The sequence below is a fragment of the Verrucomicrobium sp. genome, from assembly GCA_028283855.1.
In the GTDB taxonomy this organism is placed as follows: Bacteria; Verrucomicrobiota; Verrucomicrobiia; order Methylacidiphilales; family GAS474; genus GAS474.
The window spans coordinates 29,705-51,128 of sequence record JAPWJX010000004.1; the positions used below are offsets into that span (position 1 = coordinate 29,705).

18 protein-coding genes are annotated in these 21,424 nt (G+C 68.8%); 4 read left to right on the forward strand and 14 right to left on the reverse strand.

The window, feature by feature from the left end; genetic code table 11:
* Positions 1-34 precede the first annotated feature (34 nt).
* The 4 genes from PW734_08435 to PW734_08450 are packed head-to-tail and all read left to right on the forward strand — an operon-like array spanning position 35 to position 4,482.
* Complete coding sequence (locus PW734_08435) at positions 35-418, forward strand: response regulator (protein MDE1171216.1); 384 nt, start codon at positions 35-37, stop codon at positions 416-418.
* 14 nt (positions 419-432) lie between these two features.
* Positions 433-1,887, forward strand: a complete 1,455-nt coding sequence (locus PW734_08440; protein ID MDE1171217.1) for a hypothetical protein — start codon at positions 433-435, stop codon at positions 1,885-1,887.
* Positions 1,888-1,894: 7 nt separating this feature from the next.
* Positions 1,895-2,527, forward strand: a complete 633-nt coding sequence (locus PW734_08445; GenBank protein ID MDE1171218.1) for a hypothetical protein — start codon at positions 1,895-1,897, stop codon at positions 2,525-2,527.
* Positions 2,528-2,544: 17 nt separating this feature from the next.
* Entirely contained in the window at positions 2,545-4,482 is a 1,938-nt protein-coding gene (locus tag PW734_08450) for a hypothetical protein (protein ID MDE1171219.1), read from the forward strand.
* On the opposite strand, the gene PW734_08455 is transcribed toward PW734_08450, so the two are convergent.
* From PW734_08455 to PW734_08520, 14 genes are all read right to left on the reverse strand, one after another.
* Positions 4,479-5,921 (reverse strand): hypothetical protein, encoded by a 1,443-nt coding sequence (locus PW734_08455; GenBank protein ID MDE1171220.1) that lies wholly within the window; start codon positions 5,919-5,921, stop codon positions 4,479-4,481. The two genes, PW734_08450 and PW734_08455, sit on opposite strands and share 4 nt — an antisense overlap.
* Positions 5,918-7,084 (reverse strand): glycosyltransferase, encoded by a 1,167-nt coding sequence (locus tag PW734_08460; protein MDE1171221.1) that lies wholly within the window; start codon positions 7,082-7,084, stop codon positions 5,918-5,920. Before PW734_08460 ends, PW734_08455 begins: the two co-directional genes overlap by 4 nt.
* A gap of 2 nt (positions 7,085-7,086) precedes the next feature.
* Positions 7,087-8,853 carry an ABC transporter ATP-binding protein gene (locus PW734_08465; GenBank protein ID MDE1171222.1) on the reverse strand — a complete coding sequence of 589 codons (1,767 nt, stop codon included), beginning with the start codon at positions 8,851-8,853 and terminating at the stop codon, positions 7,087-7,089.
* Positions 8,850-10,661 carry an adenine deaminase C-terminal domain-containing protein gene (locus PW734_08470; GenBank protein MDE1171223.1) on the reverse strand — a complete coding sequence of 604 codons (1,812 nt, stop codon included), beginning with the start codon at positions 10,659-10,661 and terminating at the stop codon, positions 8,850-8,852. The genes PW734_08465 and PW734_08470 overlap by 4 nt, the downstream gene beginning before the upstream one ends.
* An 80-nt stretch (positions 10,662-10,741) precedes the next feature.
* Positions 10,742-12,226 (reverse strand): GDYXXLXY domain-containing protein, encoded by a 1,485-nt coding sequence (locus PW734_08475; GenBank protein ID MDE1171224.1) that lies wholly within the window; start codon positions 12,224-12,226, stop codon positions 10,742-10,744.
* Complete coding sequence (locus PW734_08480) at positions 12,223-13,536, reverse strand: DUF2157 domain-containing protein (GenBank protein MDE1171225.1); 1,314 nt, start codon at positions 13,534-13,536, stop codon at positions 12,223-12,225. The genes PW734_08475 and PW734_08480 overlap by 4 nt, the downstream gene beginning before the upstream one ends.
* 24 nt (positions 13,537-13,560) lie before the next feature.
* Positions 13,561-14,034: a deaminase gene (locus tag PW734_08485; GenBank protein MDE1171226.1), complete on the reverse strand. Its 474-nt coding sequence runs from the start codon at positions 14,032-14,034 to the stop codon at positions 13,561-13,563.
* Positions 14,031-14,858, reverse strand: a complete 828-nt coding sequence (gene pucL, locus PW734_08490; GenBank protein ID MDE1171227.1) for a urate oxidase — start codon at positions 14,856-14,858, stop codon at positions 14,031-14,033. Before pucL ends, PW734_08485 begins: the two co-directional genes overlap by 4 nt.
* Before the next feature lie 10 nt (positions 14,859-14,868).
* Positions 14,869-15,882, reverse strand: coding sequence for an aromatic ring-hydroxylating dioxygenase subunit alpha (locus PW734_08495; protein MDE1171228.1), 1,014 nt, complete (start codon positions 15,880-15,882; stop codon positions 14,869-14,871).
* Between the two features lie 42 nt (positions 15,883-15,924).
* On the reverse strand, positions 15,925-16,881 hold the full coding sequence (locus tag PW734_08500; protein MDE1171229.1) for a D-2-hydroxyacid dehydrogenase: 957 nt from the start codon (positions 16,879-16,881) through the stop codon (positions 15,925-15,927).
* Positions 16,882-16,891: 10 nt separating this feature from the next.
* A complete protein-coding gene (locus tag PW734_08505) occupies positions 16,892-18,160 on the reverse strand; it encodes a M20 family metallo-hydrolase (protein MDE1171230.1) in 1,269 nt (422 codons plus the stop codon).
* A complete protein-coding gene (gene allE, locus PW734_08510; GenBank protein MDE1171231.1) occupies positions 18,157-18,903 on the reverse strand; it encodes a (S)-ureidoglycine aminohydrolase in 747 nt (248 codons plus the stop codon). The genes PW734_08505 and allE overlap by 4 nt, the downstream gene beginning before the upstream one ends.
* Positions 18,900-20,228 carry an allantoinase AllB gene (gene allB, locus PW734_08515; protein ID MDE1171232.1) on the reverse strand — a complete coding sequence of 443 codons (1,329 nt, stop codon included), beginning with the start codon at positions 20,226-20,228 and terminating at the stop codon, positions 18,900-18,902. The genes allE and allB overlap by 4 nt, the downstream gene beginning before the upstream one ends.
* Entirely contained in the window at positions 20,225-21,412 is a 1,188-nt protein-coding gene (locus tag PW734_08520) for a M20 family metallo-hydrolase (protein ID MDE1171233.1), read from the reverse strand. Before PW734_08520 ends, allB begins: the two co-directional genes overlap by 4 nt.
* Positions 21,413-21,424 lie beyond the last annotated feature (12 nt).

Consider the following 21,424-nt stretch of genomic DNA (forward strand, 5'->3'; position numbering starts at 1 on the left):
AAGACGGACGCGGTCTCCCTATTGTTCGGGGATCATGAAGCTCCTCATCGTCGACGACCAGGAAGCCGTGGGCACGATCATCGCCCAGGTAGTCGCCCAGGGTGGTTGGGAATCCATTTACCGGTCGGACGCCGCAGGCATCTCCGATTTGATCCGCCAGGAGAAGGTCGACGTCCTCCTCATCGACTATTTCATGGAAGGCCGCACCGGCCTCGACATCATCGAGTCCCTCCGGCAGGACGGCTTCGGCCTGCCCATCATCCTCTTTTCCGGGGACACGGCCGCCATTGACGCAAACCGCGCCGCCCGCCTCAACGTCCTGAGCATTCTTAGCAAGCCGCTGAGCATCCCCCAGCTGCGCACCACGATCAATCAGGCCAAAAAGAGCATTCCGCCCCAGGACGGCCTTTCCGCCTGATTTCCTCCGCCTGCATGTCCGCGCCCGGCCCGCGCACCTGTGCCGCCCTGCTCCTGGGGCTGCTGGCGTTGGGCGTTTTTCCCGCGCTGGGCCAGGAGCAGATCTCGCCCGGGCCGCAGAGCCCCTCGATCTCCCAGGGGGGCCTGAGCTCCCATGCCGTGCCCGATCCGGCCACGCCCGACGAGGAGGCGCTGCAGGGCAGCTTCGTCCCCCTTTACCGGCTGACGCGGCCCTTTTACGACAACCTCTTCGCCGCGCCGATGCCGCAGCCTTACGAGCGGCCCGACCCTTCCTCCTACCGGGAGGTGTCCGCCTATGAGGCGCCGCTGGCCCTCCAGCCGGTCTATCCGAAGACCGGCGTCGTGACGTGGAGCCCCTTCGCGGGCATCGCCCAGAGCTGGGACTCCAACCTCCTTTTGACCTCCGCCAACCACGTCAGCGACACCTACACCACTTTGGCGGCGGGGACCGACTTCCAAATCGGCTCGCCCGACTCGATCTATAACACCAACGGGTACGACTCCATCCTGGCCCTGCACGGCCGCTACTATTTCTCCACCGACCTCTTCGCCGAGCACGAGGAGCTCAACGCCGTGAACAACCGCCTGCACCTGGACGGGCGCATCGGCCGGGACGCGGCGATCTGGCGCCCCTACGTCACCGTCGAGCAGTTCACCAGCACCGACTTCCAGGACCGCAACGTGCAGGGCATCGGCCGCCTCCAGCGCCAGATCCTTTCCCCCGGGCTGCAGTCCAACTACAAGATCGATTCCAACCTGACCTACAATCAGAACTTCTTCTGGAGCCGCCTCCTTCACCCGCAGGGCAGCTACGTGAACACGGACACCTACGTCCTGCAGCAGGACTTCGGCGTGCGGGTGCTGGAGAACGTCGACTTCATCGTCTGGAACGAGCTGCGGCAGACCCAGCCCTCCCTTGGCTCGGAAGTGGGCGAGTGCACCTCCGGCATCGGCTGGCGGGGCATGCCGGACCCCCGCATCTTTACGGAGTTTCGGATCGGCTGGGATGCGATGGAGTGGAGCGACGGCAATCCCGGCCGCCAAAACCTCCCCGCCTGGCGCATGGACGGCCATACCACCTTCGAATGGAGTCCCCGCCTCAGCCTGGGTCTCAAATACTCCCGCGCCTACGTCTTCAACGAGGTCCTCCCGAACAATAACTACACCAGCACCGGCGCCCAGTTCGTCCCCCAGGTGTTTTTGGGTGGCAACTTCTACCTGACCCCTTACATTTCGCTCATCGACTACTCCTATGAGCAGCAGCACCTTGAGCAGCTCGAGTGCCGTTTGGAAACGGAGCTGGCCTACCGTTTCGGCGGTCGGCGGGACGCCGATTCCCGCGTCTACGTCAAAGTGGCCTGCCTGCGCCTCTCCCAGCAGAGCGGGGACGCGGACCAAGGCCGCGTCGACGACGCCCGCGTCTCCCTAGGCATGGCCTACCGCTTTTAAGAAATCGATGAAACGCCTGATTCCCCCCTCCGCCCGGGCCTTCGGCCTGGCTTTTTTCCTCTCCGCCTGCGCGTCGGCCCCGGTGCCGGAGGCTTCCCTTCAGCCGCCCAATCCGGCCTACGCCGTTCCGGCCGGCATCGAGCACCTGAGCCACGCCACGCAGCCCTACGTCCTTTCCAGCCTGGACAAGGTCACCGTGCGAAAGGCAAACGGCGTGCTGGAAACCTGCCAGGTCAACCAGGAAGGCATCCTGCCCCTGCGCGCCGACGGCGCCGGGCCCTCCGTGCGGGGCCTCTCCGTGGAGGCCCTGCGGGCCCTCGTCGCCCAGGAATTCAAGGGTGGCCGCCTCGTGTGGGTGGAGGAATTCCGCCCCGCCCGCGTCACCGTCCTGGGCGAGGTCTACCACCAGATCCATACCGACATGACCGAGGGACCGATGCGCGTTCTGGACGCCATCGCTGCCGCCAACGGATTTACCCCCTTGGCCAACACCCGCCGGGTGAAGCTGGTGCGGGAGAACGCCGGCGTCGTCGACGTCTACGAGCTGGACCTGCGCGAGGCGCTCAAGGGCCGCCGGTTCGAGCAAAACCTCCTCCTCCAGCCGGGGGACGTCATCACCGTGCCGAAGAACTTCCTCTAATCCCCCCCCTCCTTCTTATGCCCGAAGAACCGCTGTTCAACGAGAGCGCCGAGGAGCGCGTGCTCTTCACCTTTCAGCACGGCCTGCAGGTCGCGCGGGAACAGATGCATATCTGGGTCACCGCCCTCCTCTTCGGGCTGCTCTGCGGCTTCGCCATTTACCTGGTGACGCCCCGGACCTACGAGGCGAAGGGGACCTTCCTCGTTGACCAGCTTCCCTTCCAGACCGCCTCGGAGAACGCGACCGATCCGGACACCATCCATGAGATGGTGCAAAGCCTCATCCTCAGCATCCCGGGCCGGGACCTGAAGCGCGCCGTGGCCAAGGGCGTCGGCGTGAAGGACTCCGCCCTTTCCTTCGTCGACAAGGAGCCGCCCATCTGGCTCACCGGCTTCGACGTGAAGCGGGGCAACATCCGCGTCACCGCCACGCGGAACAGCCGCCTGGGCGTCATCACCGTCCAGTCCCGGGACCCGGAATTCGCCGTGCGGGTGGTCAACGCCGTCCTTGAGGAGCTGATGCAGATGAACAAGCTGGCCGGGCGCCTCGGCGAGGTGCAGTCCCGGCTCGTCGTGGCCAACGGCACCTCCCACCAGCTGGTCCAGGAACTGGTCACCGCCATCGGCCAGCGGATCAAGCTGGAGAAACAGGTGCAGGAATTGCGGGAATACACCAAGCACGGCTTCCCCCTTTCCGACTTCGAGGCCTTCAACACCGATCCGACCCTCAACAATCTCAAGACGCAGCTCATCCTCGTCGAGTCCGAGTACAAGTCCCTGGCCGCCACCAGCACCCGCGGCGCCAAGCTGGAGGGCAAGCGCGCCGAGGTGGAAGGGCTCAAGATGCTCCTGCACGGCCACGCGCAAAAGCTGGCGGAGGCCATGAATTCCTCCTACGAGATCAGCAAGACCCAGGAATCGGCCGTCCGCCACGACATCGCCGAGAGCGAAAAGGGCGTCAATCTCCTCCAGGCCCAGCGCGGCGACTTCACCCGCGCCTTCAGCGATTTCGGCCTGCGCAAGCGCCTCCTGGCCGACACCGGCAGCGATCTGTCCGGGGAAGCCAGCGTCATCGCCGTCGTCGAGCGCGGCTCGTCGGAGCGGCGGCCCGTCCGCCCCAGCTTCTTCCTCGACCTCTTCCTGGGCGCCCTTCTGGGCCTCTCCGGGGGCGGCGTCCTGGCCTTCCTCTTCCACGTCCTCGACTCCCGGCTCCGCACCCCCTTCCAGATCGAGCGGGCCACCGGCTACCCCTGCATCGCCGTCATGCCGGTGGAGAAGGAGCGCCCCACCGTCTTTTCCGACGCGCCCTCCCCGCTTAACTTCCTGCGCGGCCAGATCCTGCGCGCGGCCTTCACCGGGGAGGGGTCGAAGGTCTTCGCCTTCACCGCCGTCGGGGAAAAGGCGGACAGCCTGGAAGTCGTCGCCCAGCTGGCCATCCTCCTGGCCAAGTCGGAAAAGCGCACCCTGGTCATCGACGTCGACGTCGCCCGCCATGGCCTGGCCAAGCGCCTGGGCATCGCGGCCAAGAGCGGCCTGGCCGACTGGCTCTTCGCCGACGACGAGCTGGAGCGCCACATCAGCTATTCCGCCATCCAGGAGCTGGCCATCATCGACTCCGGCAAGCTCTCCGGCGACGTCGACAGCCTCTTCTCCCGCCGGCCCGTGGCGCCGGAGATCTCCCGCCTGGCCTCCAAGTGGGACTTTATCCTCATCCACGGTCCCGCGCTCCTGGCCCATTGGCACCTCTTCATGGCCGTGCCGGAGCAGGCCCAGCTCGTTGCCGTCGCCGCCTATCAGGCGGCCACGACGAAGGACATCGTAGAGGTGGCCGACCGCGCCGCCTCGGCCAAGCTCTCCTTCTACGGCATCGTCCTCGACCACGTGCCGGAGGAAACCGGCCCCCTGCCTTTCGGGAAAAAGGGCTTCCTCTCCCCCCTCGCGAAAACCCAGGCCTAAGCCTGCCGGTGCAGCCGCCGCAGTTCCACGGCGGCGCACGCCCCCACGGCGGCGCAGGCCGCCCCGGCGGGCAGGAGGCCCCCCTGCGCGGCGGCCAGCGCCAGCGCCGCGCTCCCGGCGGCCAGGAGCGGCAGCAGCCGTTTAAGGGGCGCGATCCACGCGGCGGCGAACGATTGGCCCAGATCCCGGCTTAGGCCGCGCGCGGCGGGCAACAGGCATCCTCCCGCCAGCGCGGCGGCCCAGAGCAGCCCCTCCAGCCCCCAGCGGGGCACCACCGCGAAGCCCGCCGCCGTCACCAGCAGCGCCTCGGCGATCGTGCCCAGGCCCGCCGCGCGGATGCGGCCCGTCCCCATGCACGCGTTCACCGCCACGCGTCCCAGGGCGGTGGCCAGGCCGTAGGCGGCCATCGCCCAGCCGATGCCGGGGGGGAAAGGCTGCTGCGGCAGCCAGAGCCGCAGCGCCAGCGGCCCCAAAAAGCCGACGCCCGCCGCCCCGTAAAGGCAGAAAAGGGCGGCGTAGCGGTAGGTGCTGCGGAAACGTTCCGCCCGCTCCGCCTTCGTCCGGGCGTGGGAAAGGGAGGCCAGCGCGGTGTCGCTGGAGGTCGAGCCGAAGGTGCCGATGATCTCCGTGATGCGGAGCAGGACGTAAAAGGCGCCCGCGGCCGCCGGGCCGCTGGCGGCGGAGACGACGAAGGTGAGGGCGTGGGACTTCACGATCCAGGCCACCGTGGTGCTGTAGAACCAGCCGCCCGCGCGGAACGTCTCGGCGACGTCCTTCCAGGAAAGCTCCCGCCATTCCCGCCGGACGCCGGGCCCCAGCAGGCGGTGGCGGACGATGAGCCACAGATTCGGCGTCAGGAGGCAGGCCAAGTAGACGCAGACCGCCGCCAGCACGGGCGCGCGGAGCCAAAGGCAGAGCGCCACGGCGGGGAAGGCGGCGACGGCCCCGGCGGTATTGGCCGCCTTGAGCAGGGAGAGCCGTCCCCGCGCGGCCAGGGGTTCCAGCGCCAGGAAGCTGGTCATGAGCAGGCTGACGAGGACGACCGTCACCGCGATGAGCAGGTTGCCCCCCGCCGGCAGATGGAGAAAACGCTCCCACACGCCGCCGGCGGCCAGGGCCGCCGCTCCCGCCGTCACGGTTCCCGCCACCAGGCCGAAGGCGGCGATTCCCCGCCCCAGGTGGCGGTGGAAGTCCCGCTCCACCCCGGAGACGAGCGCCTCCGCCAGCTTGATCCGGGTCAGGCTCCGCACGCCGCCGTCGATGACCGCCATGGAAACCAAGAGAGAGCTGGCCAGGGCGAACATGCCGAAGCCTTCCTCCCCCCAGACGCGGAGCATCCAGGGCGTCAGGACGGCCAGGAAACCCGCCTTGGCGGCGAAGTTGAGGCCCTGCCAAAGCTGGTTCTGGAACAGCTCCCGGCGATGCGCCTTCTCGCTCATCGCGCCAGGCCCTCCAGGAGATGGAAGACCTCCTCATGCCGCGCCTCCGCGTCGAAGAGGATCCGCGCCCGCTCCACCTGCCCGGCGGGGGCGCCTTCCGGTTGGGGATTTTCCAGCCACGGACGGAGCACGGCGCCGATCCGGGCGGCCAGCTCCGTCTCGTCGGAGGAGGGCTCGATCCAGCCGATGCCGTCGAAGCCCAGCTCGGCCAGGCAGCGGTTGCCCGGGGCGCGGGTCAGGAAGAGCTTGAGGCCGCAGCAGAGCGCGGAAAGGACGCTCAGCGCCAGCCCCTCGTACCGGCTCGTCAGGATGAAGGCGTCGGCCGCCCAGAGCAGCTCCTCCACCTGGTCGACGTGTCCGGCGGCGACGAAGCGCGGCCGCGCCGCCTCCGGCAGCAGGCGGCCCAGCTCCTCCCCGCCGGCCCCGGCGTGGACGAAGAAGAGGTCGCGGGCCGGATCGGCCAGCAGCGGCCCCAGCGCGCGGTAGAGCGGCGGGTAGTTCTTCTGCGCGGAATGGCGGCCCACCGTGACCAGGACGCGGGCCCCGGCGGGCAGGCCGAACCGCTCCCGTCCCCGCTCCCGCGCGCCCGGCGGCGCGGGCCGGTAGCGGGCCGTGTCGACGTTCATCAGCACCATCTCCACCCGCTCCGGCGGCAGGCGCAGCGTCTGCAGGGCAAAGCGGCGCTCGTCCGGGGAAATCGTCACCGTCCGGCCGACGCGGCCCAGCGCGGCCTCGACCGCGTTGTAGAAGCGGGTCTTTCTGGAAAGGTCCCCTCCCAGGCCGTAATAGGCGTGCGGAAGGTAGAGGACGGGGGGGAAGCCGGGGCAAAGGAGGCGCAGGAGGCGGCAGAGCGCGCCTGCCTTGGAGCTTTGCGCCGCGACGGCTTGAGCGTGCCGGGCCAGCCGCAGGAGCCGCAGGGCGGCCGGAAAGTCGCGGGGTTCCGGCGCGTTTCCCACTTGGAGATCGACGGCCTGGCCGCCCCGGGCGCGGACCCGCTCCACCAGGCCGGGGAGGCCCGGGCTGCTCCGGCGGCTGGAATAGGCCAGGTCGACGGCCACTTCCGGATGGCGCCGGGCCAGGTGATCGACGAAGGCGGCGGTGTAATCGAAGACGCCGTCCCGGCCGGGCTCGGCGACGACGAGGAGGCGTTGGAGCTTCTGCATCGTTATTCGGGCAGGAAGCCGCCTGATTGGAGCGCCCAGAGCCGGGCGTAGGCCCCCTGGCGGGCAAGGAGGGCGGCGTGGCCTCCTTCTTCCACGATGCGCCCTTTTTCCAGGACGACGAGCCGGTCCAGGTGGGAGATCGTCGAGAGCCGGTGGGCGATGGCCAGCACCGTCTTGCCCTCCATCAATTGGGCCAGGCTCTCCTGGATGTAGCGTTCCGACTCGGAGTCGAGGGCGCTGGTCGCCTCGTCGAGGATGAGGATGGGGGCGTCCTTGAGGATCGCCCGGGCGATGGCGATGCGCTGGCGCTGCCCGCCGGAGAGGCGGACGCCCCGTTCGCCCACGTGGGTGGCGTAGCCCTGCGGGAGCTGGCGGATGAACTCGTCGGCGTGGGCGCGGCGCGCGGCCTCGGCGACCTCCTCGTCCGTCGCCTCGACCCGGCCGTAGCGGATGTTTTCCAGCAGGCTCGCCTCGAAGAGGGAGACGTCCTGCGGGATGACGGCGATGCGGCGGCGGAGGCTCTCCTGGGTCGCGCGGCCGATCTCCTGCCCGTCGACGCGGATTGCGCCCGTTTCCGGGTCCTGGAAGCGGAGGAGGAGCTGGACCAGCGTTGTCTTCCCCGCGCCGGAATGGCCGACGAGGCCGACCTTCTGCCGCCCCGGCACGCGGAAGGTGAAATCCTGGAAGATGGGTTTGGCCGCGTGGTAGGAAAAGCCGACCCGGTCGAACTCGATCGCCCCCTCCCGCACCTCCAGGGCGAAGCGGCCTTCCGGCCGGTCGGCCAGACGCTCGAACTCGGCGTGGAGCGGCTCCGCCGCGCGCAGGTCGGCGTCCTGGCGGGTGAGCCCCTGGTAGGCGATGGCCAGGGCGCCGAAGACGCCGTTGACGCTGTGGAGGTATTGGTAGAGGGCCACCAGGCTGCCCAAGAGCAGCGCGTGCCCGGGCCGCAGGTGCAGGGCGATGTAGCCCAGGAGAATGCCGAACTCCGCCAGCGCCGCCAGCATCATCCAGTTGAACCACTTCACCTCCACGGTCAGGATGTAGCGCCGCAGGAGGAGCTGCACGGCGTCGAGCGCCTTGTCCAGCACCGCGCCGGTGTGCCGCACCAGGTTGAAGGCCAGCACCCCCGGCATGTTTCCCACATAGTCGAAGAAGGAGGCCGAGTAGAGGTGCTCCTTCTCATTCTGCTCCTTTAGGAGGAGCTGCTGCTTTTTTTCCTGCCGGATCAAGAGCGCGAAGATGAGGGCGGCGAAAAGGGCCTCCGCCCCCGCCGCCAGCGGGGAGATCCAGGCCAGGAGCGCCAGCGCGCCGAAGAAGCGGATGAAGTTCTCCACGTAGAGGAACTGCGCGTCGGCGAATTCGTAGAGCCCCTGGGAAGCCTTCGTGATCCGGTGGATCGTGTTGCCGGAGTGGTGCTCCTGGTGCCAGCGGACGGGGAGCTGGGTCAGCAGGTCGTAGTGGCGCTGGAGGAAGCGCCGCTTCACGTGGAAGGCCACGTTCCGCTCCAGGACGCGGGCCGGGCCGTGGAAGGCCCAGAAGAGGAGGAGCAGCCCGATGTTCGCGCCCAGCCACAGGGCCGATTGCCGGAGCAGGTCCGGCCCGCCGCGCTGAAGGACGTTGACCAGCGCGCCGATGACGACGGGCTGGAGGAGGAAGGCCACGTTGGCCCCCGCGGTGAGGGAGACGAAGAGGACGACCGTCCGCCGCCGCTCCCCCGCGTAGCGCCAGACGGTGGAGAAGAGGTGGAAGTAGGGGATGTCGCGGATCATTCGAAGAGCGGCGCCAATTCCATGGTGGCGACGCGGACCAATCCCTTGTCCGTCAGGCGCAGGGCGGGAATGACGGAAAGGGGCAAAAGATTGAATCCCATGTAGGGCATCCGGCAGCCCACGGCCTCCCAGGCCTCCCGCAGCGTGGCCACCTGGGCGGCCACCTCTCCCACCCGCTGGTCGGAAAGGAGCCCGGCCACGGGCAGGGGCAGATGGGCCAGGACCTTGCCCGCCTGCACCACGCAGACGCCGCCGTGCGTCTTCCGCAGCGCCTGGAGGGCGGCGCGCATTTCAAAGGCGTCGGTCCCCGCCACCACCACGTTGTGCGCGTCGTGCCCCACGGAGCTGGCCACCGCCGCCTCCGGCACGGAAAAGCCGAAGCCCTGCAGCAGGCCGTGGGCGGCGTGGCCGCCCTGGCCGTGCCGTTCCAGCACCGCCAGGTGGACCAGCCGGTGGGCGGCGCAGAATTCCTTGAGCGGGCGGGATTCCAGGGGCAGCACCGCCTCCTCCGTCACGATCTGGCCGGGCAGGAGCCGGATGACGCGGGCCTTGGTCACGGCGGGCGGCAGCTCCGGCACCAGGGGCGGGAGCTTCTTTTTGAGGCGGAGCGTGCGGTAGGCGCGCGCCGGGTAGCGGTAGCGGCGGCGCTCGGAAAGGGCCTCGTCCAGGAGCGGGGTGATCCGCTTTCCCTCCACCACCAGCCGTCCGCCGTACCAGGTGTTTTCCACCTCCAGCGAGTCGTTGAGCAGGACCATGTCGGCCCGGCGGCCGTGGCCCAGCGCGCCGATTTCCCCGTCCATGCCGAAGCGCGTGGCGGCGTGTAGGGAGCCCAGGCTCCACGCGGCGGCGGGTTTCAACCCGGCCTGCGCCGCCTGGCGGACAGCCCAATCCATGCCGAATTGGAGGAGGTCGGCCGCGTCGCGGTCGTCCGTGCAGAGGCAGAAGCGCTTCGGGCTAAGGCCGCCCTGGGTGACTGCGCGGATCACGTCCGGCAGGTTGTTCCAGGGGGAGCCGGGCGGGCCGCTGCGCAGGAAGATCCAGAGGCCGGCCTCCAGCAGCGCCTCGGCGATGGCGGGGTCGACCGCCTCATGCGTGTCGGTCACGCCGCTGGCGGCGTAGGCGGCGACGAACTCGTGCCCGAAGACGTGGCCGGAGACGGGGCGTCCGCGCCGGAGGGCCTCCCGCAGGATGGCGTGGCTCCCTTCCTCCCCGCGCGCCACGGAGACGAAGTCCATCTTCTCCCCCAGGGCCACGGCTTCCGGCCAGCGGTCGAAAAGCTTGCCGATGCGCGAGGCGTCGAGGGAGCCGCCCGCCGTCTCCAGGCCGGGATGGGTGGCGGGGACGGTGCTGGGCACGGTCAGAAAAATGGAGAGGGGAGCCTGCCGGGCGTCCTCCAGCATCATCTCCACGCCGCGCGCGCCCAGGACGTTGGCGATCTCGTGGCTGTCGCAAAAGATGGTGGTGGTACCGTTGCGCAGGGCCGCTTCCGCGTAGGCGCAGGCGGTGACCATGCTGCTCTCGATATGGAGGTGGGCGTCGACCAGCCCGGGGGCCAGGAGGCCGCCCCGCGCGTCGTATTCCCGCGCGGCGTCGCCGGGGGGCAGGGTGCCGCAGGGATGGACGGCGGCGATGCGGCCCTGCTCGATCCAGATTTCGCGGTCTTCCAGGATCCGCTCCGAATAGGCGGAGAGGACGCGCGCCCGGCGGATAATCAGCTGCGGGCGTTCCGCGCCGGAGGCGACCGCCGCCAGCCGCCGCGTCACGTCCGCCAGGGGAGGGACGGGAAACGGGCGCTCGCCGGAGGGCATGCAGGAAGCTTAAGCGACTTCCGGCCGTTTGGCCACTCCCGCCGCGGGATTCCCGCGGCGAAAAAAAAGCCGATTCTTTCTTAGTTTTGGGAGGAAGGGTCCCCGGCGAGGGGAGGGACGGAGGTGGGGTGCGGAGGCGCTTCGATAGGGGGGGGCGAAGAAGGCGGCGTGAACGTCTCCGGGGGAATGTCATCCGTCTTCCAGTTGGAGAAGGTGAGGGCGGAGTTTATCGAAGTGGAGTTGGATGCGTTAAGGGATCGGCTCCATTTGAGAAGAAAGGGGGAGGCGCCTTGGGCGATCCAAAAATCGGTCGTGCTGTTGAGATTGGCCGCTTGGAGGTGAAAGGCCGCCTGCCCATCCAGAGTTTCTTCTCCCAAAAGGGTAACAGGGACTCCCCGGAGTTGAAGGAAGAGGGAGGGGTGGGGCGAAACCAAGGCGGAAACGCACACATGCGTTCCCCGGCTGATATGAGCCAGATGTGCTTTGGTGACCAAGGAGGGCAGGTCGGCGGGAGCAGCATCGGTGCGATAGGAGCGGGTGTAGGGCAGCAAAACCGCCAGGGTTTGCCCGTCGGAGATCGTGGCGCCCCCCTGTTCGGGATCGGCGATCAAGGCGAAGGAGTTCGGACGGGCAACGGAGAGGGTATAGACCCCTTGGCCCTCCCGTCCGGGAGAGGATGCAAAGTGGGTGGATTCCTGCCATGCCACCTTGGCCTGAAAGCTTTTTAGCCCCGCGTAGAACGTGTCGAAATCCTGGAAGATCCGTTCGGCTTTTCGGTTTTCTTCCGTGTTCGCGGGAGGGGCGGGGGGCTGGGGGGGAGCTTTTACGGAAACGGAGGGCGCGAGCGCTGGAAAAGTTGGAGCGGAAGAATCGGGTTGCGGGATGGCTTGAATGGAAGGGGGTGAGGGCGGGGGAGCCAGATTCGGGGTGGGCGGGGGTGCTGAAACGGTGGAGGATTTTAAGTATTCCAGCACGGGCACGTTCTCTATGTAGAGGTCCTTAATGGTGGCGTGATAGTTTCGAATGGCTACGCAGGCGTAGGCTTCTTTCCCCCGTAAGATCGAAGCGCTTCCACCTCTTTGCTCCAGGGCGGCCTGAGTTTCGGCGGCCTCCTTTTGTTTCATGTAAAAGCGGTCGAAGGGAAGTTGGATGCGCCAGGCGGGTTGGGCGTGCCGCGTGGCGGGATCCCAATCGGTGCCCTGGGTCAAGGTAACGGGCAGGCTTTCGTCCGGGGCTAAGATGGGCCGCTTTTCGCTCAAGGAGTCGATTTCCGCCCAGCCGTCGGCATTTTCATGGAAAACGGCATACACGGGAACGGCTTTCCCGTGGGCGCGCTCTTTGAGATCGTCGCTCAGGTTCTGGGCGGCGGAGTCCGGAACGCGCTGCGCCTCAAATTGCAGGGTGACGTATCCGCCGCGGAACATGTCCATCGGGTCGACGGCCCGGGTTTTGAATCTGAAGGCTTGCCCATTCCGCAGGGTCAACTCCTCTCGCTGTATTAAATAGAGGGGGACGGCCGCCTGGGCGCAAGCGAGCAGGATAAAGAGCAAAACGCGCGGCTTCATGAAGCTTTCTTCCGTTGGATCCTGGAGAAGAAGATGTTCACGCTCAAAAAGCCCATGCCGAGCAGGATGTACGCGCCCCCCCGGATTACGAAGTCCAGGGAGCTGTCTGCAAAGCGCAGGACGGCCAGGAAGCCCAGCAGCCCCATGCCTTCGTTGACGGTGCGCAGGCTATTTTCCCGGAAGCCGCCGATCATGATGGAAATGGAGAGGGCCACGGTATAGATGTTCATGAAGAGCATCGATATGGCCGGGAAATCCCCCTCGGCGATGAGCCAGGCCAGCCCGACGCAGACGGGAAAGACGGCGAAGAGGATTTTAAAGCGGTGCCCGGAGCGCAACAGGAATGCGGCGAGCGCCAGGAAAAGCGCCGGAAAGGCCAGGCAGATGAGAAGGCTCGGCACGGAAGAGGTGTTTCCATTGGCCCAATGAAATTCCCAGGTGGTTTGAAAGGTGCCAAGGAGCGCGCACGCCTCGATGGTCGAGGTGGAGAGCCTCTCCAGCCGCTTGCTTCCAAACGGGGGCTGCCCGAAAAAAGGGTGGCGGGAAAGGAGATAGCAGGACCCCAGAAAACCGCCGACCGCCAGGTAGCCGATTCGATGGCCCGCCTGGGTGGCCTCGGCGAAGAGGAGGAAGAGCAGGCCGTAGAGGCTGAACCAAAAGAGCCAGCGGAAGGAGGTGGAGCGGCCTTGTTTCCAAAGGGGGTAAAGCTGGGCCGCTGCCGCCAGAAATAAGGTCCAGTTAAGCAGGGTTTCCTTGGGGGCGAAGCTGGCGTACATGCCCGCGATATTGAGGCAGAGGATCGCCGCTCCCACGGAGTCGAGGAGGTAGACCACCGGCAGCGCGAGGAAAAACCATGTCAGCAGGAACGAGGCGGTGCTGCCCGCGATGTGATAGGTCTGGCTGACAAGGGAAATGGAGGCGCCGACGGCCAAGACCTGGAAGGTGGCCGCCCCTTCCTGCCAGGCTTTGGAGGAGGATCGCAGGGCATATCCCGAAAGGCCGATGCCGACGATAAGCGGGAGGAAGGAGAGGGCGACGCGAACCGGGTGGCCCAGCTCATTCCAATTGTGGGCGATGATCAGGATGATGCCGCAGCCGACGAGCAGCCCGCCTAGAAGGGAGCAAACGAAGGCGACAAGGGAGGGATGGGCGGATTTCGCGGCCTGGGTGGCGTAGCGCGTTCGCAGGTTTTCCGCGTCGGCAGGGGAAATGACCCCTTTGGCGGTCAGCTCGGGGAGTTGTTCCAGTAGCCAGCGGGAGGCCTGGAGATCGGAGGGGGTGGGCTGGTCTTTATCGGTATTCGGATCCATGGGTAGCCCCGCTGTGTTTGGGAGTTAGTAGGGCTTCTTGTCCGGCTTCGTCACCCAGGCCTCGAAGGCGGCCTGGGCTTCGGCGTCGGGAAGAAGATGGGTGGGGAGCGACCGCTCGTCGACGGGGAGGGCGACCTCCTTATAGAGGAAGGCGTCGTCGAAGCCGATGCGGGCGGCGTCTTCCCGCGTGTTGGCGTAGTAGAGGCGGTCGATCCGGGCCCAGTAGACGGCGGCCAGGCACATGGGGCAGGGCTCGCAGCTGGTATAGAGCTCGCACCCGGCCAGGGTGAAGGTGTTCAGGGCCTTGCAGGCCTCCCGGATGGCGACGACTTCCGCGTGGGCCGTCGGGTCGTTCGTGGAGGTGACGCCGTTGTTCCCGCGGCCGACGATTTCCCCGCCGCGCACGATGACGCAGCCGAAGGGGCCGCCCCGGCCGGCGTCCATCCCTTCCCGGGAAAGGCGCGCGGCTTCCCGCATGAAGTCCTGAGGCGTCTTCATCGGCCGAGGCGGGCCTCGATTTGGCCGTGGGGCTCGTCGGTGGGCAGGAAGATTTCGCCCGGGTTTTCCAGTTTGAAGGGGGCGAAGTTGACGGGCAGGTAGTGCTTGTTCGGCATGGCCAGGTGGATTTCCTCGATGGCGGGGACCTTTTCCAGCGCGGCCTGGCCCATTAGGTAGAGGGTATTCTGAAGGGAGGGGCTGAAGGTGTCGGCGAAGGTGGTGAGGAGCGTTTCCAGGATCGCCGCGTCGGCGGCGAAGTCGGCCCCGCGCGCGGCGTAGAGCCAGGTGGCGTCGACCTGGGTGGCCAGGATCCGGTCGTCGGTTTCCGGCAGGGTGGTGTAGGCGTCCTTGGGATATCCCTTGAAGGCGGAGTTGGTGGAGTTGAGGACCAACAGGCCCCGCACGCCGCCCTCGACGCGGCAGTTTTCCCGGTCGATCTCCACCCGGCCGTAGGGTAGTCCGCTGGAGCCGCCCTGGAAGGTGTGGGGCCGCCCGGCGTAGCGCTCCCACCGGCGCAGGGTGACCTCGACGCGGGCCTTGGCCACCGCCGGGTAGGCGGAGAGGAAGTAGTCCCCCAGCGCCAGGGCGAAGGCCTGCGGGCAGGGGCCCAGGTGCTTTTGCGCCAGGATCTGGACGGTGTTCTTGACCGTGTCGGTGGGGGTGACCTTGCCGTTGTCGCCGGTCAGGTAGGTGGCGGCGAAGTCGCCCTCCAGCATCGCTTTGACTTCGGCCTCGTAGACGTCGTGCCGGCCTTCGGCGCCGCGGACGACGCGCAGGACGCGGACGCGGCCCTTGCCGTAGGTGTTCGTGAGGAGTTGTGCCATCTGGTGCTTTCTAGGTCGTATAATTACGGCCCAGGCCCAGGACGCCAAGCGCTTTGCGGTATTCGATGGAGGTGCGGTCGGCCCGGATGTGGACTTCCTCCGTCAGGTCGATGGGGAGGTCTTCCGGGCACTGCGTTTCGACGATGTCTTGGTCTTCGGCGAAGACCTTGGCGTTGAATTCCTTCACCAGCTGTTCCGGGAAGTCCTTGTCGAAGTCCCGGCAGATGGGGACGAAGAGCCGCGTTTTCCGGGCGGAGATGGGGCAGCAGGCGTTGAGGATGCAGAGGTGGCCGTTGTCCGGGAAGTGGACGGTGAGCCGCGCGCTGAAGGGGACGGTCACCTCGAAGACGCGCCGCCAGACGAAGCCTTCCGGAGCGCGGTGCCGCTGGTCCGGGGTGTAGTTGGAGACGGAGCTGGTGTAGTCCATGAGGAGCCCGTGGGGCCGGGGCGTCACCTCGTAGCGGGGGACGATGGGGTTGCTCCGATCGCCGAAGGTTTCCGTGTGGATCCAGGCGAAGTGGGCGACGTCGAGGAACCCTTCCAGCTGGCGCCCGGCGGCGGCGTTCATGTCGACGGAGTCGGGCAGGACGCGGACGTAGTTCGGATCGTCCCATTCGTGGAAGTCGGGGAGGACCTGCGGGGCGGAGGGATCGAGGCAGGTCCAGACCAGGCCGTATTTTTCCACGGTGGGGAAGGTCTGGAGGCAGAGTTTGGGCGGAATCGCCGCGCCGGGGTGGGCGGGGATATCGATGCACTTGCCGTCCGGGGCGTAGCGGAAGCCGTGGTATTTGCAGACCAGGTCGTTCCCCTCCACCCAGCCCTTCGTCAGCGGGACGCCCCGGTGGAGGCAGAGGTCGACGGCGGCGGTGACGCCTTTCTCGTTCCGGTAGAGGACGAGTTTTTGGTCCAGGAGCTGGGCGGCGTAGGGGGCCGCCTTGACGTCATGGGAGAAGGCGACGGGATACCAGAACTTGGAGAGGATCTCCCAGTCGGTCGGCGAAAAGGTACATCGGGAAGGCGGCATGCTCAAAGGAACATGGAAGCATCCTTCATGCCGGTTAAGGGATTAATTTGAGACGACGTTGCGCGGTTTCCCGGCCAGGAAGGCGCGGAGGTTTTCCGCCGTCTGATGCATAAGGCGCTCCCGCGCGGCGAAGCTGGCCCAGGCGATGTGGGGGACGACGAGGCAGCGCGGCGCGGAGAGAAGCGGGTGGTCGGCCGGGGGCGGCTCCGCGGAGAGGACGTCGACGGCGGCATGGGCGATGATCCCCTCCTGCAGGGCGCGGGCCACGTCGGCGTCGTTGAGGAGGCCGCCCCGGGCGGTGTTGACGAGGATGGCGCTGCGCTTCATCCGCTTCAGGTTGTCCCAGGAGATGAGGCCCTGGGTCTGCGGGGTGAGCGGGCAGTGGAGGCTCACCACGTCGCTCGATTCCAGCAGGGCGGGCAGCCCCAGGAAGGTGACGGGGTATTCGCTCCACGGCTTGGCGGTGCGGGTGTGGACCAGCACCTTCATGCCGAAGGCGTGGGCGATCCGCCCCACGGCCTGCGCCGTCTGGCCGAAGCCGACGAGGCCGATCGACTTCCCCGCAAGCTCGATGAGGGGGAAATCCCAGAAGCAGAAATCGGGGCTGGCGCTCCACGCCCCCTCCGCCACGCGCCGCGCGTGGTGGCCGACGTGGTGGGTCACTTCCAGGAGGAGGGCGAAGACGAGCTGGGCGACCGAGTCGGTGCTGTAGCCCGGCACGTTCGTCACCGTCACGCCGCGGTGCTTGGCCGCCTCCAGGTCGACCATGTTGTAGCCCGTGGCGGTCACGCCGACGTAGCGGAGCTTCGGCGCCGCCTCGAACGCGGCGGCGGGCAGGGCGGCCTTGTTCGTCAGGACGGCCTCCGCCTCGGCCAGGCGGGCGGCCAGCTCGGCGGGAGAGGTGCGGGGATAAAAAGTCGTTTCCGCCAGCGCCTCGACTTCCTTCCAGGAAAGGTCGCCGGGGTTGAGGGTGTGTCCGTCGAGGATGACTAGTTTCATAAAGGTTTTTTCAGGAGGCCCATTCCCGCAGGGCGGCGGCCAGGACCGCCGCGCCGCGCGCGGTCTCTTCCGGGGAGGTGTATTCGTCCGGCCGGTGGCTGACGCCGCCCCGGCTGGGGACGAAGAGCATCGTCACCGGGCAGAGGAGGGCCATGAACAGGGTGTCGTGGTAGGCGTGGCTGACCAGGGGGACGGCCTTCAGCCCGGCCTCCCGCGCCAGGCGCAGCAGGTCGTCGCGCAGGCCCGCGTCGCACAGGGCGGGCGGGTCGAGGTTGATCGGCTCCTCCAGGAAGGTGACGCCGCGCCGTTTGCAGGCCTCCTCCGCGGCGGCCTCGATGGCGCGGAGCGTCCGCTCCCGCACGGCCACGTCGGTGTCCCGCAGGTCGATTTCCAGGAGGGCGGAGGCGGGGATGCTGTTGATCGCGTTGGGGCCGATCTGGAAGACGCCGGTCGTCGCCACCGTGTCGGGGCTGCCCGATTCCTTCGCCGCCTTTTCCGCCGCCAGGGCGATTTCCGCCCCGGCCAGGAGCGCGTCGTGCCGCCCGGGCATGAGGACGGCCCCGGCGTGGCCGCCTTCCCCCGTCAGCCGGTAGCGGAAGGCGGCGGGCGCGGCGATCTTCTCCACCACCGCCAGGTCGAGGCCCTCTTTTTCCAGGATCGGGCCCTGCTCGATGTGGAGTTCCACGAAGGCGTGGTAGCACCCGCGCGGCAGGGCGGCGGAGGCCAGCGGCGCGGCGGCCCAGGAATAGCCGGCGGCGGCCAGCCCCTCCCGCCATTGGGCCAGGGTGACTCCGCCGGAGTCGCGCAGGGCGGCGGCCTTTTCCGGGGAGAGCGCGCCGGAAAGCATCCGGCTGCCCAGGCAGCCCAGGCCGAAGCGGGTCGGCTCCTCGGCGGCGAAGACAACCAGCTCGATCGCGCGGCGCGGCGCGAAGCCGGAGGCGCGCAGCGCGCGGAAGGCCTCCAGCGCGCCCAGGACGCCCACGACGCCGTCGTAGCGGCCCGCGTTCGGGATCGCGTCGATGTGGGAGCCGGTGGCCACGGCGGGCAGGCCGGGCTCCGTCCCCTCCCAGTGGGCGAAGGTGTTGCCCACCGCGTCGGTCCGCAGCTCCAGCCCCAGCGCGCGGCAGCGGCCCGCCAGCCAGGCGCGGGCGGCCAGGTCCTTTTCGGAATAGAGGACGCGCGTCACCACGGGGGCGGGCGCCTCGGAAATGGCGGCCAGCTCGTCGATTTCCGCCTGGAGGCGGGCGGCGTCGAGGGAGAGGGCCGGGGCCGGGCTCACAGCAGGGGGCGGTTGACGTCCTTGTAGTAGAGGTAGGCGGCGGGCTCGTCCCCCATCGCCACGAACCATTGCGGGCAGTGGGGGGCCATCCAGATCACGTCCCCGGCGGTCACCGGGTACCATTCCTCTTCCAGCCGGTAGATCCCCTGGCCGCGCAACATGAGGAGTCCGTGCTCCATCACGTGCGTTTCGACGAAGGGGAGGGTGGCTCCCGGCTGGTAGGTGAAGACGTTCACCGCCATGTCCCACGCGGGGGCGTCCGGGAGGAGGACTTGGAGGAGGGCTTTGGGATTGCCCAGGAAGGGCTGGCCCTCCACGTCGGCGCCGCGGCCGAAGAGGGAGGCGGGCGGCGCCTCGTCCTTCTGCGGCACGAATTCCTTGGCGAAGACGGCGACGACGGCCGGGTCCTCCCCCGCGCGGAGGGAGCCCGCGTCGGCCGGTGAAAGGTAGAGGTATTCGCCGGGGCTCAGCGCGCGGTCCTCCGCCCGGGCCCTGGCGACGACCTTGCCCTGAAGCACGTAGAAGAAGTGCTGGCTGCCGCGGGAGGAAAAGTTGGCCGTGCCGCCTGCCTCGATGTGGAGCGTGTATTGGGCGAAGCCGGCCCCCAGCGCGGGCGTGATGTGGGCGACGGCGCGGACCTTTTCCATGCCCGGCAGGACGCTGGCGACGTGGCCGTCCGGGGTGATGAGGGCGTGCCGCCCGGCGACGCGGGTGCGGGTGGAACCGAAGAGGGGGGTGCTCATGATAAGGGGGTGGGGCGCAGGAGCTGCGCGGTGAAGGAGGCGGGCGTCGGCGCGGGGTGGACGGAGACGCCCCGGCAGAAGGTTTCGACGACTTGAAGTCCCGACACGACGCCAACGTAAGGCGATTGCCGGTGGCGGTAAAGCAATTCGGACGCCTCGATCCGGCGCTCCTCCGGGCGGAGCACCGTCACGTCGGCGCGGAAGCCCGGCTCCAGGCGGCCCATCTCCGCCAGGCGGAAGCGGCGGGCGACATTCTCCGTAAGGAGCGGCACGGTCTCCGCCAGGGAGAGCCCCCGGTCGAGCGCGGCCTGGAGGAAGAGGGGCGCGGCGTGCTGGCAGCCGGAGATGCCGCCCCAGACGGCGAAGAAGTCGGCGTCCCGCTTCATCTCCGGCGGGGCGGGGGAATGGTCGGAGCCGACAGTCAGGATCTTCCCCTCCGCCAGGCCCTGCCAGAGCCGGTCCCGCTCCGCCGCCGCGCGCAGGGGCGGGGCACATTTGGCGACGGGGCCCTTTTCCGCCATGTCCTCCTCCGTGAGGAGGAGGTAGTGCGGGCAGGTTTCCGCCGTGGCCCCGCCGCGCAGGGCGGCGTCGAGGCCCGCCGCCGTGCTGACGTGGACGATGTGGAGGGAGCAGCCCGTTTCCCGCGCCAGGGAGCAGGCCATCTCGATGGCGGCCACCTCCGCCTCCGGGGGGCGGGAGGCCAGGTAGTCCCGCACGCCGGTCTTTCCGGCGGCGCGGGCGGCCTCCGCCAGGCGGCGGGTCGTTGCCTCGTCCTCCGCGTGGACGGCCACGGGCAGCCCCAGCTCCGCCGCGCGGGCCATCCCTTCCCGCAGCGTCGCCGCGTCGGCGGCGGGGAACTCCGGCAGGCCGCTGTCGGAAAGGAAGGCCTTGAAGCCGATCGCGCCGCGCGCGGCCAGTTCCGGCAGCGCCTTCAGGTTCAGCGGGGTCAGGCCGCCCCAGAGCGCCGCGTCGAGCCGGGAGGAGCGGGCCAGGGCGGCGGCCTTCGCGTCGAACGCGGCGCCGTCCAGGACGGGCGGCGTGCTGTTGAGCGGCATGTCGAAGAAGGCGCTCCCGCCCCCGGCGGCCAGGGCGGCGCTGCCGGTGGCCAGGCCCTCCCACTCGGCCCGGCCCGGCTCGTTGAAATGGACGTGGGCGTCGATGAATCCGGGGAGGACGTATGCTCCACCGGCGTCGACGATCCGCGCGGCGGGGAGGTCCAGGGAAGGGGCCACGGCCACGATCCGCCCCGCGCGCCAGGCGACGTCGGCCACGGAGCCGTCGGCCAGCGTGCCGCCGCGCAGGAGGACGTCGCACGGCCCGTTCACTTCGCGAAATCCTCCAGGAAGCGGGCCAGGGCGCGCGCGGCGGCGGCCAGGTCGTCCGGCGCGGCGTATTCGTCCGGATGGTGGGAAAGGCCGTCCCGGCAGCGGATGAAGAGCATGCCCACGGGAGCGATGCGGGAGAGGATGACGCCGTCGTGCCCGGCCCCGCTCACCAGCCGGGGCGGCTCGTGGGCGGCCTTCGCCAGCTTGGAAAGGAGCGCGGCGTCGCAGTCCACCTCCTCCTGGACGAGGAGCGTCCGCACGCGCGCGGTGACGCCCCGCTCCTGCGCGCTGTGGGCGGCGCGCTCTTCCAGCAGTTCCCGGGCGTGGGTGACGGCCCAGGTTTCCGCGTGGCGGAGGTCGACGGAGAGGACCACCTCCCCCGGGATGACGTTGCCCGCGTTGGGGGAGACGTGGACGCGGCCGACGGTGGCCACGAGGCCCTCCGTGTGCCGCCCCAGGTCCTCCACGGCCAGGATGAAGGCGGCGGCGGCGCACAGGGCGTCCTGGCGTCCGGCCATCGGCGTCGTCCCGGCGTGCCCGGCCACGCCGGTGAAGACCGCTTCCAGCCGGACCTGCGCGGCGATGTGGGTGACGACGCCCAGAGGCGCTTCCCGCCGTTCCAGGACGGGGCCCTGCTCGATGTGGGCCTCCACGTAGCCCAATAGGCGCTTGGCCACGTAGAGGGAGACCGGCGGTTCGGCCAGGTCGGAGGCCTGGGCCAGGGTGATCCCGTCGCGGTCGCGCAGGAGGAGGTCTTCCGGCTCCAGCTGGCCGGTCACCGCCTTGCTCCCCAGGTAGGGCGTGCCGAAGCGGACGCCCTCCTCGTCGGCGAAGGCCAGCACGTCGACGTCGAAGGGAAGGATGACGCCCCGTTCCCGCAGGTCCTCCAGCGCGGCCAGCGCGGTGACGATCCCCGCCGGGCCGTCATAGCCGCCGCCGTTGCGGACGGTGTCCAGGTGGGAGCCCAGCAGCAGGGTTCCCGCCTCCGGCGTGGCGCCCGGCAGGTGGCCGATGACGCTGCCCAAGGCGTCGATCCGCGCTTCCAGCCCGGCATCGGTCATCCAGCCGTAGACCAGGCGGGCGGCCTCCGCCATGGCGGGGGAAAGGAGGGTGCGGGTGATCCGGCCCGGCTCGTCGGTGACGGTGGCCAGCTTCGCGATCCGCGCGGCGAGCTTTGCTTCCATATAATATAGTAA